Raw genomic sequence first — 16,289 nt, 5'->3', positions numbered from 1 at the left:
GCGGCTTCCGGGTGCCGTGGCACCACGTGGTCCCCCGGGTCCGTTCTCCGCTGCGGGTGATCTCCGCCACGACCGATGGCCGGATCGTGGTCGTGGGCAGGTGGCCGTGGCCGCCGGAAAGCCGCCCCGCAGTGCGATCGAGGGGCTCATCGGGAGGAGCACCGGCGGAGGACCCGGCGGAGGCACACGTTCCGTTCTCAACTACCGTGGGTGCGTTTGTGTGGTCCGGCGGACCGGGCCCCTCTCCCCGCACGATCGGAGCGCGCATGATCCCCGGAGTGGGCTGGAAGCTGCACGGCGACGGACGCAGCCCCGCACCGGGAGCCGTGGTCCGCCCCGACGAACGGCTCTCCTGGGGCCGGACCGTCGGACTCGGCGCGCAGCACGTGGTGGCCATGTTCGGCGCCACCTTCGTGGCCCCCGTGCTGATGGGCCTGGACCCCAACCTCGCGGTCATGGTGTCCGGCCTGGCCACCGTCTTCTTCCTCCTGGTCACCCGGGGCGTGATCCCGAGCTACCTCGGCAGCAGCCTCTCCTTCGTCGGTGTCGCCGCCGTCATCGCCAAGAGTGGAGGCGACGCCGCCACCCTGACCGGCGCCCTCCTCGTCGTCGGGGTCGTGCTCATGGCCTGCGGACTGGGCGTACGGGCGATGGGCCCGCGGATCGTCCACCGGGTGCTGCCCCCCGCGGTCACGGGCGCCGTCGTCATGCTCATCGGTTTCAACCTCGCCCCCGTTGCCGCCGGAACCTACTGGCCGCAGGACCAGTGGACCGCGCTCGCGACCCTTCTGTTCACCGGCTTCGCCCTGGTGGCGCTGCGCGGCTTCGGGAACCGGATCGCCATCTTCCTGGGCCTGGTCTTCGGCTACGTCCTGTCCTGGGTCCTCGACCGCGTCTTCGGCCGCATCCATTCCGCGGACGCCGCGGGGCAGGTCACCGACCACTGGCGCCTCGACCTGAGCGGCGTGGCGCAGGCCGACTGGATCGGCCTGCCCACCCTCCACGCGCCGAGCTTCGAACTGTCGGCCGTGCTCGTCGCGCTGCCCGTCGTCATCGCCCTGATCGCGGAGAACGCCGGCCACGTCAAGGCCGTCGGCGAGATGACCGGAGACCCGCTGGACGACCGGATGGGCACCGCCATCGCCGCCGACGGCGCCGCGACCGTCCTGTCCACTGCGGTGGGGGGACCTGCGACCACCACCTATGCGGAGAACATCGGCGTGATGGCGGCTTCCCGCGTCTACTCCACCGCCGCGTACTGGGCAGCGGCGGGCTTCGCCGTCCTCTTCGGCCTCTGCCCGAAGTTCGGCGCCGTCATCGCCGCCGTGCCCGGCGGAGTCCTCGGCGGCATCACCGTCGTCCTCTACGGGATGATCGGACTGCTGGGCGCCAAGATCTGGATCGAGAACGCGGTCGACCTCGGCAACCCGGTCAACCTGGTGCCCATCGCGGCCGGCGTCATCATCGGCATCGGCGACGTCTCTCTCGAGATCACCGACTCGTTCTCGCTCAGCGGCATCGCGCTCGGCACGATCATCGTGCTCACCGGCTACCACACCCTGCGTGCCTTCGCCCCCGCTCGCATGAAGGCCGAGAAGCCTCTTTTCGACGCCGCAGTGCCAGGAGGCGCCGAGGCCGGGGGACCCGGCCCCGGTACGCGCTGAAAACGGGTCCCGGCCGGGGCCGGACGTCCCTGTCCGTCCCTGCCGGCCGCGCCTACCGTGGGAGCCATGGAGAACGACGAAGGACGTCACGGCTGGAGCACCGCCGCGTTCTTCTGCCCCGCCTGCAAACGGCCCGTGCAGACGGTCGCGGCCGGGCGGCGCAAGGTCCTCGGCGCGTTCGTGCCGGCCTGGGGGCCGGGGCCGTGCGAGAACCCGGAGTGCCCCGAGCACCGCGGCACCCTGCACCCGGCCGGGGGTGACGGCACCCGGAAACACGGGGAGCGCCGGCCCGGTTGACCCCGGGGCCGGTCGCCGGCCCCGTCCGCGGCGCGCGAGCGGATCCCCGCGGTCAGCGGCGGTGCGCCGGGCCCGGACGGCGGGCGCCGAAGTCCGCGAAGGGGCCGTTGCCGGCGAAGACCGTCGCGGCGAACCGCTCCCCGATGCGCCGGTGGGCAGCCGGATCCGGGTGGAGTCCGTCGGGCAGGGGCAGTTCGGCGCAGTCGGCCGACCCGTACAGGTCGCGGCCGTCGAGGTAATGCAGGTTCGGATCGTCGGCCGCCCGCTGCTTCACGATGCGGGCGAGTTCGGCCCGGATGGCGTTGAGCGTCAGCTTTCCGTTCGCGGTCTCCGCGGGGTCACCCGCAGCCCGGAACCGGAGCACCCCGGCGCCGAGGCTGCCGAGGTCGAACTCCGTGGGGCCCGGGGTGTCCTCGTGGAGGGGGCACAGGATCGGGGAGACGACGAGGAGCGGTGCGGTGGGATGGCCGTCGCGGACCGTGTCGAGGAATCCGTGGACGGCCGGGGTGAACGCGCGCAGGCGCATCACGTCCTTGTTGACCACGTTGATGCCGAGCTTGACGCTGATCACGTCCGCGGGCGTGTCGCGCAGGGTGCGGGCCGTGAACGGGTCGAGCAGCGCGTGACCGCTGAAACCGAGATTGACCAGCTCCACTCCGGCGACGGAGGAGGCGAGGGCGGGCCAGGTGGTCGTGGGACTTGCGGCGTCGGAGCCGTGACTGATCGAACTGCCGTGGTGCAACCACACCGTGCGTCCCCGGTCCGGCAGGGCCTCGACGGGGGCATCGGTGCGCAGGGCGACGAGTTCGGTGACCTCGTTGTGGGGCAGCCAGATCTCGACGGTCTTGGCCCCGTCGGGCAGGCCGGCGAAGCGGACGGTGCCGACGGGGCCGGGCCGCTCCTCGGCCGTCCCGGCGGTCATGTCGATGATCAGGGTGGTGCCGCCGTTCACGCTGCCCTGCCCGACGAGGCGGCCGTCGACGAGCAGGTCGTACACGCCGTCCGGGCGGGGCGGGGCGCCGACGTAGACCCGCTTGGTGGGCAGCGCGTCGAGTTCGACGCAGGTGGCCCGGGTGCGGAAGGCCAGCCGTACACCCGAGGGCTGGGCCTGCGTCATGGCGAGTTCCGCGTCGCCGCACTGGATGCGGGCCCAGGCGGGCAGCCGGTGCGGCAGCACGCCGTGCGCCGTGCGCTCCAACTCAAGTGCGCCGAAGAGGAGTTCAGCGGTTATGGGTGTGGTGGTCCAGTCGTGCTCGGTCGTGTGCATGCGTCCTCAGCTGTCGATCGCGAGAAGGGGGCGGGTTACGGATGCCGCCGGTGCACCGGCGGCAGGAAGGCCCTGGAGGGGCCCGTGGGGAAACTCGGGCGACGAGGCGGGCTTCAGAGCATCCGCTCCGCCCGGCCCTCCGCCGGCTTCGCAGCGGCAGTTCCGGCCGCGCTGCGTTCCGCTGTCCGGAGCACGCTCGCTCCCGGCACCAGTCCGAAGGCGAGCAGGGCGACCACGCCGAAGGACACCGTCAACGACGTCACATCGGCGATCGAGCCCATGGCGGACGGCGCCACCAGCCCCGCGGTGTAGGTGATCGTCGCGACGCCCGCGATGGCCTGGCTCGGGGCGGGCCCACTGCGCCCGGCGGCCGCGAAGCAGAGGGGCACCACGACGGCGACTCCCAGCCCGATCAGCGCGAACCCGCCCATGGCCGTCACCGGGTCCGGCGCCGCCACGACCAGCACGCCGCCTGCCGTGGCCAGTACCCCGCCGGCCCGGACCGTGCGCACCGGACCGAAGCGCTCCACCACCGCATCGCCCACCAGTCGGGCCGCTGCCATCGCGCAGGCGAACGCCGTCGTCGAGGCCGCCGCCGTGCCCGCCGCAGTGCCCAGCGCATCCCGCAGATACACCGCCGACCAGTCCAGCCCGGCGGCTTCACCGAACACCGCGCAGAAACCGACCGCGCCGATCAGCAGCGCGGACCGCGGCGGCAGCGTGAAGCGCGGCGGGGGCTGCTCGTCCGGATCGCTCCGGAGCACCGGCACGCCCTGGCAGGCGGCGATGCCCAGGACGGTCAGAATCGCAGCTGCGAGTCCCAGATGGAGCCGGGCGTCGACCTCGGCGTGCGCCGCAACCGTGCCCGCCGCCGACCCGAGCAGGGTGCCCACGCTCCACAGACCGTGCAGGCCCGACATGATCGAACGTCCCAGCCCCTCCTCGATCCCCACGCCCAGCGCGTTCATCGCGACGTCCGCCATGCCGGAGGTGGCGCCGTAGACGAAGATCGCGAAGCAGAGGGCCGGCAGGCCGGGGGAGAACGCGGGCAGGGCCAGCGCCAGTGTCCACAGTCCCATCAGCCCGCGCAGCGCGGTCCGGGTCCCGAACCGGTGGCTGATGCGTCCCGCGAGCGGCATCGTGGTCGCCGAGCCGATCGCGCCGCAGGCCAGCGCCAGCCCGAGCCCGCCCGGGGTGATGCCGGCGTGCTCCTGGATCCACGGCACCCGGGTGGCGAAGGACCCCGCGACCGTGCCGTGCACGGCGAACACCGCGGCCAGGGCCGCCCGCCCGTGCCGGAGCCCCGCGCCGCCCTCCGCGACGTCGGCGACGCCGTTCGTACCCGCCCCGCCCTTGCCCGCCACGACCGATCCCTCCCGATGCGAACCCGCCGCGAACACGCACGGCTACCGAGAAGCGAACAGGAGGTCCGCGGACGCGCGCAAGGGAGTTCCGGCGCGTCTCGCCCTGTGGGCGGATCCGCGGCGTGACCCTACCGGCGCGTTCTGTGAGTCAATCCACAGCACCTCACCCGCATCGGCCCCGGCCGGGCATGGCACACTGGCCCTGTACCAGTGACGTCAGCGCACTCCGGGGTCGGTGAAAGTCCGAACCGGCGGTTACAGTCCGCGACCCGTCCGCCGCCAGCGGCCGGTTGACCAGGTGAAACTCCTGGACCGACGGTTAAAGTCCGGATGGGAGGCAGTGCGCGGCGGGCAGGCACCGGTGCGCCGCCGTCCGCGGGTCCGTCCCCTTCCCGGGGGCCGTCTCCGGTCCCGGCGTCGTGGTGCCGCTGTCCGTACCTGTCATCCCGACAGCCCCGGAGTCCGTGCCCGAAGAGGCAGGAGGACCCGGTGGCCGCCACCCAGGCCGAAGCCGACGCGATGCGCCGTGCCGTCGCGCTCGCCGCCCGTGGCCTCGGATCCACCAGCCCCAACCCCGTCGTCGGCTGTGTCGTCCTCGACCCCCGCGGCGAGATCGCCGGCGAGGGCTACCACCACGAGGCCGGGGGCCCGCACGCCGAGGTCCACGCCCTGCGCGCCGCGGGCGAACAGGCCCGCGGCGGCACTGCCCTGGTCACCCTGGAGCCCTGCAACCACACCGGTCGCACCGGCCCCTGCTCCCGCGCGCTGCTCGACGCCGGAATCGCCCGCGTGGTGTACGCCGTCGCAGATCCGGACCCCGGCGCCGCCGGCGGAGCGACGACCCTGGCCGCCGCGGGCGTCGAGGTCGAGCAAGGACTGCTCGCCGACGAGGCGGAAGCCGGCAACCTCGCCTGGCTGACCTCCGTGCGCCGCGGACGGCCCTTCGTGCGCTGGAAATACGCCGCGACCCTCGACGGCCGCAGCGCCGCCGCCGACGGCAGCAGCCGGTGGATCACCTCGGCCGAGTCCCGCGCGGACGTCCACCGTCTGCGCGCCGAGGCCGACGCCGTCGTCGTCGGCTCCGGCACCGCCCGCGCGGACGATCCGCACCTCGCCGCGCGCACGTCCGGCGCTCGGACCCTCCAGCCGTTGCGCGTCGTCGTCGACACCGGGGCCACCGCCGTGGCACCCGGCGCCCGCATCCTCGACGCCGCCGCGCCGACCCTGATCGCCGTGGCCGACGACGCCGTCACGGGGCACCTCGACGGGCTCGCCCCGGTCCTCCGGTTGCCGCGCGCCGAGAACGGCCGCGGCCTGAGCATCACCGCCCTGCTGGACGCCCTCCACGAGCGCGGTGTCCGCTCCGTGCTGCTGGAGGGCGGACCGGTGCTCGCCGGCGCGTTCCTCACGGCCGGCGCCGTCGACCAGGTCGTCGGCTACCTCGCTCCCGCCCTGCTCGGCTCCGGCCCCGCGGCCCTCGCGGACGCCGGTATCGGCACGATCGGCCGGGCCCTGCGCCTCGAGGTCACCGACCTCGTCCGGCTCGGCCCCGACCTGCGCATCACCGCCGTCCCCATCGCCCCAGCCCCCGAGGAGAACTGACGTGTTCACCGGAATCGTCGAAGAACTGGGCGAGGTCGTCGCCGTGGAGTTCACGGACCCCGCCGCCGACGGCAACGCACCGGCCACCGCCGGCTCTGCCCGCTTCCGGCTGCGCGGCCCGATCGTCACCGAAGGAGCGGCGCACGGCGACTCGATCGCCGTCAACGGCGTCTGCCTCACCGTGGTCGAGACCGCCGACGGCGAGTTCACGGCCGACGTGATGGCGGAGACGCTGAACCGCTCCGGTCTCGGCGCGCTCACCGTCGGCTCCCGCGTCAACCTCGAACGTCCCATGGCCCTCGGCGGACGCCTCGGCGGCCACCTCGTCCAGGGACACGTCGACGGCACCGGCAGCATCGTCGAACGCATTCCCGGCGACCAGTGGGAGATCGTGAAGATCGCCCTGCCGCACCAGCTGGCCCGCTACCTCGTAGAGAAGGGCTCGATCACCGTCGACGGCGTCAGTCTGACGGTCGTCGACGCAGCTGACGACCACTTCACCGTCAGCCTCATCCCGACCACCCTGGCGCTCACCACCCTCGGTACCAAACAGGCCGGTGACCCGGTCAACCTCGAGGTCGACGTCCTCGCCAAGTACGTCGAGCGCCTCCTCGGCGACCGCCGCACCGCCGGGAGGGCCTGACGTGAACGCCCTGAACTGGCTGAACGGACCGGCCTTCGAGCTCTTCGGCCAGCGCGTGATCCGGTCCGACATGATCGGCAACGTGATCGGCCTGAGCGCCCTCGCACTCGGCTGGCGCCGGTCCATCTGGACCTGGCCGGCCCAACTCGCCTCCGGGGTCATCCTCGTCGCGGCCTACGCGTCCGCCCAGCTCAGCGGCGGCGTCGGCAAACAGCTCCTGGTCATCGGGGTCGCCTGCTGGGGCTGGACGCAGTGGCGGCGCGGACGGCGCGACAACGGCGGCCAGGTGACCGTCCGGTTCGCCACCGGGCGCGAACGGGCCCTGCTCACGGCCGGCACCGTCGCCGGCACGCTGGCGGTCGGCGGACTGTTCACCGCCGTTCCCCAAATGTCCTGGAACCCCTGGCCTGACGCGTACATCTTCGTCGGCACCCTTGCCGCGATGGTGGCCCAGGCCCGCGGGCTGGTGGAGTTCTGGTTCGCCTGGGTCCTCGTCGACCTCGTCGGCGTGCCGCTGGCCTTCAGCAGCGGTCTGGCCTTCTCAGGCCTCGTCTACGTCATCTACTTCGTTCTTGTGCTGTGGGGTATGCGCGACTGGTGGCTGCGTTCCCGAACCAGCGCGTCCGTCCCGGAAGGAGCGCCGGCATGACCGCCATGGACAGCCTGCACGACGACGACCTCGTCCTCGATCCCGTGGAGCGTGCGATCGCCGACATCGCGGCGGGCAGGCCCGTCGTCGTCGTGGACGACGAGGACCGTGAGAACGAGGGCGACCTCGTCATCGCGGCCGAGACGGCCACCCCGGAGGTGGTCGCCTTCATGATGACCGAGTGCCGTGGGCTGATCTGCGCCCCGATGGAGGGCGCCGACCTCGACCGGCTCGAACTGCCCCAGATGGTCGCGCAGAACACCGAGTCGATGGGAACCGCCTTCACCGTCTCCGTCGACGCGGCGCCCCGACACGGCACCACCACCGGCATCTCGGCCGCGGACCGCGCCGCCACCCTCCGGCTGCTCGCGAGCGGCGCCTCCGTGCCCGGCGACTTCGTCCGCCCCGGCCACGTCTTCCCGCTGCGCGCCCGGCCCGGCGGCGTCCTGGTGCGCAACGGACACACCGAGGCGGGCGTCGACCTGGCCCGGCTCGCGGGCCTGCGCCCGGCGGCGGCCATCGTGGAGATCGCCTCCGAGGACGGCACCATGATGCGGCTGCCCGAACTCGTCGCCTTCGCCCGCAAACACAGCCTGGCGATCATCTCCATCGAGGACCTGATCGCCTACCGCAGCTCCGCCACCCCCATGGTGCGCCGCGAGGCGTCGACCCGACTGCCCACCGCCTTCGGCGAGTTCCGGGCCCACGGCTACCGCTCCACCGCCGACGGCGTCGAACACATCGCCCTCGTCCAGGGCGACATCGGCGACGGCGAGGACGTGCTCGTCCGGGTCCACTCGGAGTGCCTGACCGGAGACGTGTTCGCCTCGCTGCGCTGCGACTGCGGCCCCCAGCTCCAGGCCTCGCTGGCGCGGGTCAGCGAGGAGGGCCGCGGCGTCGTGCTGTACCTGCGCGGCCACGAGGGCCGCGGCATCGGACTGCTGTCCAAGCTGCGCGCCTACGAACTCCAGGAGCACGGCCACGACACCCTCGACGCCAACCTCGAGCTCGGGCTGCCCGCCGACGCCCGCGACTACGCCGCCGGTGCCCGGATCCTCCACGACGTGGGGGTGCGCAGCGTGCGGCTGATGACCAACAACCCCGAGAAGTCCGAGGCCCTCGTCCGCCACGGCCTGCGGGTCAACGGCCGCGAGCCGATGCCCGTGGAGGCCGGCGAGCACAACCTCCGGTACCTGCGCACCAAGCGGGACCGGATGGGGCACGATCTGCCCTGGCTGGATGCCGACCACGCCTCTGCCTGCAGCAACCAGTGACCGCGGCCCGGCGTGACCCGCGGCACCCCACCCCCGAACCACCAGCACAGCACCGAGGAGAGACGTGAGCGGTAAGGGCGCACCCGAACTGACGGTGAAGAACTGCGGCGATCTGCGCATCGCCGTCGTCGCGGCCCAGTGGCACGAGCAGGTGATGGACGGTCTCGTCGACGGCGCCCTGCGCGCCCTGCACGAGCTCGGCATCGACGAGCCCACCCTGCTGCGCGTGCCCGGCAGCTTCGAGCTGCCCGTCGTCGCCAAGGTCCTCGCCGGCCGCGGGTACGACGCCGTCGTCGCCCTCGGCGTGGTGATCCGCGGCGGCACCCCGCACTTCGACTACGTGTGCCAGGGCGTCACCCAGGGCCTGGTCCAGGTGTCCGTCGACACCGGCGTGCCGGTCGGCTTCGGCGTCCTCACCTGCGACACCGAGGAGCAGGCCCTGGACCGTGCCGGAATCGCGGGCTCCACCGAGGACAAGGGCCACGAGGCCGTCACCGCCGCCGTGGCCACCGCCACCACGCTGCGCAGCCTCGCCGAGCCCTGGCGCTGACCGCCCGACGCGTCCGGCCGGGCAGGGCGGAGCTCCGGCTCCACCTGCCCGGCCGGAACCGCCGGACGCCCCGCGCCGGGCGACCGTGCGGTGCAGTCCGGCCGACCCGTCACCGCCCCCGACGTGCGCCCCGCTCCCCGTTGCAGGCGGGCCCGTCACCACCCGGTAAGTTGTAGACACCATGGCGAACAAGACATTCGAGGAGCTCTTCGCCGAGCTCCAGCACAAGGCCGCCACCGGCGACCCCAGCACGTCCCGCACCGCGGAGCTCGTCGCCGCCGGCGTGCACACCATCGGAAAGAAGGTCGTCGAGGAGGCGGCCGAGGTGTGGATGGCCGCCGAGCACGAGGGCGACGACCGCACCGCCGAGGAGATCTCGCAGCTCCTCTACCACCTTCAGGTGATGATGGTCGCCCGGGGAATCTCCCTCGACGACGTATACGCTCACCTCTGAGGCGCGCCACGGGCGGGCCGCCCGGCCCGCCCGCAAGTGACGCCGCGACGAAGCACACCACCACCCGCAAAGGAAACACGTTCCATGCTGCGCATCGCCGTCCCCAACAAGGGTTCACTGTCGGAGCCTGCGTCGGCGATGCTGCACGAGGCCGGCTACCAGCAGCGCAAGGACCGGCGCGAGCTTGTCCTCGTCGACAACGACAACGGCGTGGAGTTCTTCTTCCTCCGCCCCCGTGACATCGCCGTGTACGTCGGCTCGGGCCGCCTCGACATCGGCATCACCGGCCGTGACCTCCTGCTGGACTCCGGCTCCAACGCCGAGGAGATCATGCAGCTCGGCTTCGCCGGCTCCACCTTCCGCTATGCCACCCGCCCCGGCACGGCCGCGGACGTCAGCGAGTTCGGCGGTATGACGGTCGCCACGTCCTTCTCCGGACTGGTCACGCGGCACCTTGCCGAACAGGGCGTCGACGCCTCCGTGGTGCACCTCGACGGCGCCGTGGAAACGGCCATCCAGCTCGGCGTCGCCGAGATCATCGCGGACGTCGTCGAGACCGGCACCACCCTGCGCAACGCCGGCCTGGAGATCATCGGCGAGCCCATCCTGGAATCCGAGGCCGTCGTCGTCCAGCGCACCGGCGCGGGGGAGCAGGGCCCGAGGGTCCAGCAGTTCCTGCGCCGCATGCAAGGCGTCCTGGTGGCCCGCCGGTACGTGATGATGGACTACGACATCCGCGCCGAGGCCGTCGAGCAGGCCGTCGCGCTCACTCCCGGGCTGGAGTCGCCGACCGTATCGCCGCTGCACAACGAGGGCTGGGTCGCCGTCCGGGCCATGGTGCCGAGCCGAGAGGCCCAGCGGATCATGGACGACCTCTACGAGCTCGGCGCCCGCGCGATCCTCACCACCGGCATCCACGCCTGCCGGCTCTGACCTGCCCGTCCCGCCGAACGCCGTCCGGATCGCCCGGGCGGCCCACGAGAACCGGAAGAGTGCCCACGTGTCCGCCCCCGCATCCCGACCGCCACTGCCCGAACTGCCCGTCGTGCTCCGGCCGACCCGCACCCGGGCGATCCTGCTGAGCGGCGGGTCGGTCATCGTCGCCGTCTTCACGGTCATCGCCCTGCTGCTGCCGGGCGAGGGGAAGGCCGGGTGGCACCTGGGGGACCGGATCGCGTTCATCGGCTCCGGCCTGCTCATCCTCGCCGTCCTCACCCTGCTCAGCCGCCCCAAGGTGCTCGCCGACGCCGACGGTGTGACCGTCGTCAACCTCACGACCATCCGGCGCCTCGCATGGGCGGAGGTCCTGCGGGTCAACCTGCGCCCGGGCGACGCCTGGGTCCACCTCGACCTCGCGGACGGCACCTCCCTGGCGGCCATGGGCATCCAGCCCGGCGTGGACAGGGCGCAGGCCATCCGCGACGCGCGCATCCTGCGGGCGCTCGCGGAGGCGCACGGAACCGGCTCCCCCGCCCGGTGACGGCCCCCGGGCTCTGCGGCCCGCGCCGGTGCGCCGTCACTGTTCGGCGGGCCGGGCCGGTGTGCCGGCGGGCCGTACCCGTTTAATCTGTTTCCGTGGCGCGACCGGAGCGCCCCACCCCGCACGAACCGGGGCCGCGCAGCGAGTGCGGCCCCGCGGGGTCCACCTACTCACCGAGGAGTGACTTTCCCCGGCAATGGACGGATCGTCCTGTAGTACCTGCGCCGCCCCTCGCCCCGAGGCGGCGGCATGACCACCCCCCTCCTGCTGCTCGCCGCGGCCCTGCTGCTGATCCTCGCCAACGGCTTCTTCGTCGCAGCCGAGTTCGGCCTCGTGACCGTGGAACGGCCCGACGCCGAACGGGCCGCCGCCGGGGGCGACCGCCGCTCCCACGCCGTGGTCAGGTCCCTGCGCGAGCTCTCCTTCCAGCTCTCGGGCACCCAGCTGGGCATCACGATCACCTCACTGGTCGTCGGCATGCTCGCCGAACCGGCGCTCGCCCAGCTGCTGGCCGGCCCCTTCACCGCCACCGGGCTGCCGGAAGCGGCCGTGCCCGGAGTGACCGTGACCGTCGGCATGCTCGTCGCCTCGGCCGTGCAGATGGTGATCGGCGAACTCGTGCCGAAGAACTGGGCGGTCTCCCGGCCGCTCCAGGTCGCCCGCTTCGTCGCGACCCCCCAGTACGCCTTCTCCCGCTTCTTCCGGCCGGTCATCTCGCTGCTCAACGCGGTGGCCAACCGGATGGTCCGGGGGCTCGGGGTCGAGCCGACCGAGGAACTCGCCTCCGCCCGGACACCCGGCGAGCTGGTCTCCCTGGCCCGGCATTCGGCCAGGGCCGGCGCCCTCGAGCAGGACACGGCGGACCTGTTCGTCCGGACGATCTCGCTGGGCGAGCTCACCGCCCAGCACGTGATGACCCCGCGGGTGCGGGTCAGCGCCCTGCAGACCACGGCCACCGCCGAGGACGTGCTCAACCTGACCCGGGCCACCGGGTTGTCCCGCTTCCCCGTCTACCGGGAGCGGCTCGACGAGATCGTCGGCATGGTGCACCTCAAGAGCGCCCTCGCGGTGCCGGGGGAGCTGCGGACACGCACCCCGGTGAGCCGTATTGCGGTCCCCCCGCTCATGGTGCCCGGGTCCCTGCCGGTGCAGCCGCTGCTCGAGCGGCTGCGCAGCGAGCAGCCGATCGCCGTCGTCGTCGACGAGTACGGCGGCACCGCCGGAGTCGTGACCCTGGAGGACATCGTCGAGGAACTCGTGGGCGAGGTCCGCGACGAGCACGACGAGTTCGACCTGCCCGAGCTCGCTCCGGCACCGGCCGAGGACGGCCGCCCGGTCTGGGACGCCGACGGCAGCTGCCGGGTCGACAGTCTGCGCCGCATCGGCCTCGACGCCCCCGAAGGCCCCTACGAGACCGTCGCCGGACTCGTGGCCGACCTGCTCGGCCGCATCCCCGCACCGGGTGACACGGCGGTTCTCCCCGGCTGGAAGCTGAGAGTCCGGATGGTCGAGCACCACCGCGCCGAACGGGTGCGCATGGTACGGACCGAGACCTCCCGTGACGACGCCGCGCCGGCCGGCGGGCCGAGCGCGGGAGCCCCCTCGGTACCGGTCGGAAAGGCGGTCTCCCGGTGAGTGTCCTGCAACTGGCCTTCGCCGCACTGCTGGTACTGGGCAACGGCTTCTTCGTCGGCGCCGAGTTCGCGCTGGTGTCGGTCCGTCGGAGCCAGATCGAACCGCTGGCCGCCGCCGGATCCGGCCGCGCCCGCACGGTCCTTCAGGGCCTCGAGAGCCTGCCGCAGATGATGGCGGCTGCCCAGTTCGGGATCACCATCTGCTCGCTGACGCTGGGTGCGGTCGCCGAGCCGACCGTGGCCCACCTGCTCGAACCGGTCTTCCACGCCGCGCACCTGCCCGAGGCCGTGATCCACCCGCTCGGCTACGCCATCGCGCTGGTGCTGGTGATCTTCCTCCACCTCGTCGTCGGCGAGATGGTGCCGAAGAACCTGGCCATGGCGGCCCCCGAGCGGACTGCGCTGTGGTTCAGCCCAGGGCTGGTCGCCTTCGCCCGCATGTGCCGTCCGGTGACCGCACTGTTCGGCGCGTCCGCGAACCTCATCCTCCGGCTCTTCCGGGTCGAGCCCAAGGACGAGGTCGAGGCGGTCTTCACCAGCGAGCAACTGACCCACCTCGTCGAGGACTCGCGCCAGGCGGGACTGCTCGACCCGGCCGATCAGGAGAGACTCTCGGACGCTCTGGAACTGGGCAGCCGGCCGGTCACCGACGTCCTCCTCGCCCGCACCGGGCTGGTCACGGTCGACCCGTCGGTGACGCCGCGGCAGGTGGAGGAACTCACCGTCCGCACCGGCTTCTCCCGGTTCCCGGTGTGCGCCGCCGGCGGGGCCTTCATGGGCTACCTGCACGTGAAGGACGTCCTCGACGCGGAGGACGGCGACCGCGCCGTCCCCCAGCGCGTCTGGCGGCCGATGACCACGCTGCGGGCCGAGCTCCCGCTCGACGACGCACTGAGCGTGATGCGCCGGGCGGCGACCCATCTGGCGCAGGTCGCCGACGCGTCCGGCCGAGTGCTGGGCGTTGTCGCGCTCGAGGACGTGCTGGAGGTCCTCGTCGGTGAGGTCCGCGACCCCGCGCACCGGCGCGCCGGCCGTCCCGCCCGTCGTGCGCAGACACCGGCCGCGGCGTCCGTCCGCCCGGCCACGGCCGACCGGACGGTGCCCAGCACGGTCAGCTGAGCGACGGCGGATCCTGCGGGCCGCGGCCGGACGGACCGCGGCCCGACAGGACCTCGCCGTAGGCCTGCATCAGGTCCGGAAGCCGGAGGGTGACCAGGTCCTCGCGGGTGGGCGTGCCGCGGTACCCCGCGAGCCGCAGATCCCGGTACGCACAGCACTTCTCGTACAGCGTGCGCAGAAAGCGCCCGTTGCCCAGCTCGTCGATCCAGCCCTCGCCGACCACATGGCCGGCGATGCTCAGCAGCTCGTCGACTGCCTCCTCGTCCCACCGGTCCCCGTTCTCGGCCGCCAGGACCTCACCGATCCGCTTGAGCTCCAGCGGCCGGTAGCTGGGGAAGTCGACCCGGGTGGTGAAACGGGATCCCAGCCCCGGGTTCGCCGCCAGCAGCCGGTCCATGCCCTCCGGGTAACCGGCCAGGATGACGACCAGCCGGTCCCGGTTGTCCTCGGCCCGTTTGAGCAGCACCTGCAGCGCCTCTTCCCCGTACGCGTCACCCTTGCTGTACGCGGTGTTGGACAGGCTGTACGCCTCGTCCACGAACAGCACGCCGCCCAGGGCAGAGTCGATGAGCTCGTTCGCCTTGACCGCCGTCTGCCCCAGGAACTCGCCCACAAGATCGGCGCGTTGCGCCTCCACCAGATGATCGCCGCCGAGCAGCCCGAGGGCATAGAAGACCCGGCCGAGAATGCGGGCGACCGTCGTCTTGCCCGTCCCCGACGGGCCGGAGAACACGAAGTGCCGCTTCGGCGGCTGGACCGGCAGGCCCTGCACCGCCCGCAGTCGCGCCATGTGCAGCTGCGCCGAGAGCGCCCGCACCTGACGCTTGACCGGATCCAGTCCGACCATCCGCTCGAGCTCGTCCAGCGCCTGCGCCAGCAGCCCCGGATCGGGCGGTCCGGGCGGCAGTACCGAGTCCGCCCCCGGTACCGGGACGATCGCCTTCTCGCGGATGCCGTCGGTGTCCACCGGAGCCGTGCCCGGAACGAGCTCGTCGGCGTCGGGCTCCGGCGCCGGATCACCGCCGGCCCCCGGGACCGGTGATGTCAGCGGTGCGGACATCACCGGTGCACCGGTGCCGTCCTGGCCCGCACCGGCCGGCGACACCGCGGCGAGATCCCCGGCGGGATCGTCCAACCCGTCCCCGTCGGCGATGGCGGTCAGCCTCGCCGTAGTGTCCATGAACGCGGCATCGACCCGGTGAACGGCCCGGTACAGGGGCAGTGCCGCAGCACTGCGCCCCATGCCCTCGTAGGCCCGCGCCAGCCAGTAGCGCAGCTCCTTGCGCTGTGGTTGTTCGCTGCGGCAGCGCATCAGGGCCGCCGCCAGCAGGGGCTCCGCCTGCCGGTACATCTCCAGCCGCACCCGGGCCATGCCGCCGAACAGGCCCGCCTCTATGCCCAGGAGGGGGTCGTTCAGCAGAGGGTCGCTGTGCCGGACGAGCTCATCCCAGTCCTTGACGAGATAGGCGCGGCAGGCATGCAGGAACCGGACCTGCCGGTCGGTGTCGGCCGGCGGGCAGGCGGCCAGCGAGCGGTCCAGCTCGGCGACGTGCCGGCCGTCCAGCCAGTGGGAGGCGTGGGCAAGCAGCAGATCACGCGGGCGCTCCAGCACCGGTTGAACCCACCAGCCCAGCCAGTACCAGGAGTTGAGGGTTCTGCCGTGGCGGCTCCGCTGCTCGCCGAACCGGTCGCGGTGCCGGTGCATGCGCAGCAGCGCCGTCGAGGTGTCGATCCGGAGGGCATGGAGCCCCAGCCAGGCATCGGCCATCCCCGGATCGGAGCGCAACGCGGAGCGGAACTCCTCCTCCGCATGCGTGTACGCGCCCACCGTGTACGCGTCCACCGCGCGCAGCCACGCAAGGTCGGCTGCGCCGTGCCCGCCCTGCATGCCGAAGCCCATCGGGACCCCCCCACAAACCGTGCTCGGTGGTGCGGCCGGGCGGGAGCCGGGCCGCATCCGTCCCCAATCGCCTTGCTGTGGACGGGAATTGCTGTGTTCTCCCGGTTGGCATGGTACCTGCGGCAGGGGGCGGATACCGAGGAGCGGAGTGGGACAGCGGGGGCGGGATGGCGGACGGGGGAACGATGGGATGCGGCGCGATCGTCACCCAACGTAGTGAATCCGCCCCGAAGGGCGCCCGAAATGCGTGCGAACGGGCAGAACGAAGCCCCCGATCACGGGGGAACAACCGGGGGCTTCGTGTCTGCGGCGGTTGTTGAAACAACCGCACGTCGAACGTAAGACCCTCAAGGGGTGCAGGTCAAGCCCGGGTTGGGGAGGAGTCGCAGCCG

General features: G+C 72.7%; 15 protein-coding genes and 1 riboswitch. Of the genes, 12 read left to right on the top strand and 3 right to left on the bottom strand.

What is annotated here, in order from left to right; genetic code table 11:
- Positions 1–266 precede the first annotated feature (266 nt).
- On the top strand, positions 267–1,664 hold the full coding sequence (locus M1E25_RS23585; protein ID WP_251418970.1) for a uracil-xanthine permease family protein: 1,398 nt from the start codon (positions 267–269) through the stop codon (positions 1,662–1,664).
- A 66-nt stretch (positions 1,665–1,730) separates the two neighbouring features.
- On the top strand, positions 1,731–1,961 hold the full coding sequence (locus M1E25_RS23580; protein ID WP_251418968.1) for a hypothetical protein: 231 nt from the start codon (positions 1,731–1,733) through the stop codon (positions 1,959–1,961).
- Between the two features lie 52 nt (positions 1,962–2,013).
- Here the strand turns inward: M1E25_RS23580 and M1E25_RS23575 are convergent, their stop codons facing one another.
- Together M1E25_RS23575 and M1E25_RS23570 are read right to left on the bottom strand one after the other, a co-directional pair.
- Entirely contained in the window at positions 2,014–3,228 is a 1,215-nt protein-coding gene (locus tag M1E25_RS23575; protein WP_251418966.1) for a GDSL-type esterase/lipase family protein, read from the bottom strand.
- A gap of 113 nt (positions 3,229–3,341) precedes the next feature.
- Positions 3,342–4,592 (bottom strand): MFS transporter, encoded by a 1,251-nt coding sequence (locus M1E25_RS23570; protein WP_372501363.1) that lies wholly within the window; start codon positions 4,590–4,592, stop codon positions 3,342–3,344.
- Positions 4,593–4,809: 217 nt separating this feature from the next.
- A riboswitch (FMN riboswitch) is annotated at positions 4,810–4,940 on the top strand.
- A 171-nt stretch (positions 4,941–5,111) separates the two neighbouring features.
- On the opposite strand from M1E25_RS23570, the gene ribD reads away from it, so the two are divergent.
- The 10 genes from ribD (at position 5,112) to M1E25_RS23520 (ending at position 13,997) form a co-directional block, all read left to right on the top strand.
- Positions 5,112–6,194: a bifunctional diaminohydroxyphosphoribosylaminopyrimidine deaminase/5-amino-6-(5-phosphoribosylamino)uracil reductase RibD gene (gene ribD / locus M1E25_RS23565; protein WP_251418974.1), complete on the top strand. Its 1,083-nt coding sequence runs from the start codon at positions 5,112–5,114 to the stop codon at positions 6,192–6,194.
- Position 6,195: 1 nt separating this feature from the next.
- On the top strand, positions 6,196–6,837 hold the full coding sequence (locus M1E25_RS23560; RefSeq protein WP_251418964.1) for a riboflavin synthase: 642 nt from the start codon (positions 6,196–6,198) through the stop codon (positions 6,835–6,837).
- A 1-nt stretch (position 6,838) separates the two neighbouring features.
- Positions 6,839–7,486, top strand: a complete 648-nt coding sequence (locus M1E25_RS23555; RefSeq protein ID WP_251418962.1) for a nicotinamide mononucleotide transporter family protein — start codon at positions 6,839–6,841, stop codon at positions 7,484–7,486.
- On the top strand, positions 7,483–8,760 hold the full coding sequence (locus tag M1E25_RS23550; RefSeq protein WP_251418960.1) for a bifunctional 3,4-dihydroxy-2-butanone-4-phosphate synthase/GTP cyclohydrolase II: 1,278 nt from the start codon (positions 7,483–7,485) through the stop codon (positions 8,758–8,760). The genes M1E25_RS23555 and M1E25_RS23550 overlap by 4 nt, the downstream gene beginning before the upstream one ends.
- Before the next feature lie 64 nt (positions 8,761–8,824).
- A complete protein-coding gene (gene ribH, locus M1E25_RS23545) occupies positions 8,825–9,310 on the top strand; it encodes a 6,7-dimethyl-8-ribityllumazine synthase (protein WP_251418958.1) in 486 nt (161 codons plus the stop codon).
- Between the two features lie 181 nt (positions 9,311–9,491).
- Positions 9,492–9,764: a phosphoribosyl-ATP diphosphatase gene (locus tag M1E25_RS23540; RefSeq protein WP_251418956.1), complete on the top strand. Its 273-nt coding sequence runs from the start codon at positions 9,492–9,494 to the stop codon at positions 9,762–9,764.
- An 84-nt stretch (positions 9,765–9,848) separates the two neighbouring features.
- Positions 9,849–10,697 carry an ATP phosphoribosyltransferase gene (gene hisG, locus M1E25_RS23535; RefSeq protein WP_251418955.1) on the top strand — a complete coding sequence of 283 codons (849 nt, stop codon included), beginning with the start codon at positions 9,849–9,851 and terminating at the stop codon, positions 10,695–10,697.
- 67 nt (positions 10,698–10,764) lie between these two features.
- Positions 10,765–11,244 (top strand): PH domain-containing protein, encoded by a 480-nt coding sequence (locus M1E25_RS23530; RefSeq protein ID WP_251418953.1) that lies wholly within the window; start codon positions 10,765–10,767, stop codon positions 11,242–11,244.
- Positions 11,245–11,493: 249 nt separating this feature from the next.
- A complete protein-coding gene (locus M1E25_RS23525) occupies positions 11,494–12,879 on the top strand; it encodes a hemolysin family protein (RefSeq protein ID WP_251418951.1) in 1,386 nt (461 codons plus the stop codon).
- Complete coding sequence (locus tag M1E25_RS23520) at positions 12,876–13,997, top strand: hemolysin family protein (RefSeq protein ID WP_251418949.1); 1,122 nt, start codon at positions 12,876–12,878, stop codon at positions 13,995–13,997. The genes M1E25_RS23525 and M1E25_RS23520 overlap by 4 nt, the downstream gene beginning before the upstream one ends.
- Here the strand turns inward: M1E25_RS23520 and M1E25_RS23515 are convergent.
- Positions 13,990–15,897: an AAA family ATPase gene (locus tag M1E25_RS23515; protein WP_251418948.1), complete on the bottom strand. Its 1,908-nt coding sequence runs from the start codon at positions 15,895–15,897 to the stop codon at positions 13,990–13,992. The two genes, M1E25_RS23520 and M1E25_RS23515, sit on opposite strands and share 8 nt — an antisense overlap.
- Positions 15,898–16,289 lie beyond the last annotated feature (392 nt).

The sequence above is a fragment of the Streptomyces meridianus genome (assembly GCF_023703325.1).
GTDB lineage: Bacteria > Actinomycetota > Actinomycetes > Streptomycetales > Streptomycetaceae > Streptomyces > Streptomyces meridianus.
This window is presented reverse-complemented; position numbering and strand designations above follow the sequence as displayed.

Coding starts and splice junctions, on each gene's coding strand:
- M1E25_RS23585 (WP_251418970.1), top strand. CDS start 267: ATGATCCCCGGAGTGGGCTGGAAGCTGCACGGCGACGGACGCAGCCCC.
- M1E25_RS23580 (WP_251418968.1), top strand. CDS start 1,731: ATGGAGAACGACGAAGGACGTCACGGCTGGAGCACCGCCGCGTTCTTC.
- M1E25_RS23575 (WP_251418966.1), bottom strand. CDS start 3,228: ATGCACACGACCGAGCACGACTGGACCACCACACCCATAACCGCTGAA.
- ribD (WP_251418974.1), top strand. CDS start 5,112: ATGCGCCGTGCCGTCGCGCTCGCCGCCCGTGGCCTCGGATCCACCAGC.
- M1E25_RS23550 (WP_251418960.1), top strand. CDS start 7,483: ATGACCGCCATGGACAGCCTGCACGACGACGACCTCGTCCTCGATCCC.
- M1E25_RS23540 (WP_251418956.1), top strand. CDS start 9,492: ATGGCGAACAAGACATTCGAGGAGCTCTTCGCCGAGCTCCAGCACAAG.
- hisG (WP_251418955.1), top strand. CDS start 9,849: ATGCTGCGCATCGCCGTCCCCAACAAGGGTTCACTGTCGGAGCCTGCG.
- M1E25_RS23525 (WP_251418951.1), top strand. CDS start 11,494: ATGACCACCCCCCTCCTGCTGCTCGCCGCGGCCCTGCTGCTGATCCTC.
- M1E25_RS23515 (WP_251418948.1), bottom strand. CDS start 15,897: ATGGGCTTCGGCATGCAGGGCGGGCACGGCGCAGCCGACCTTGCGTGG.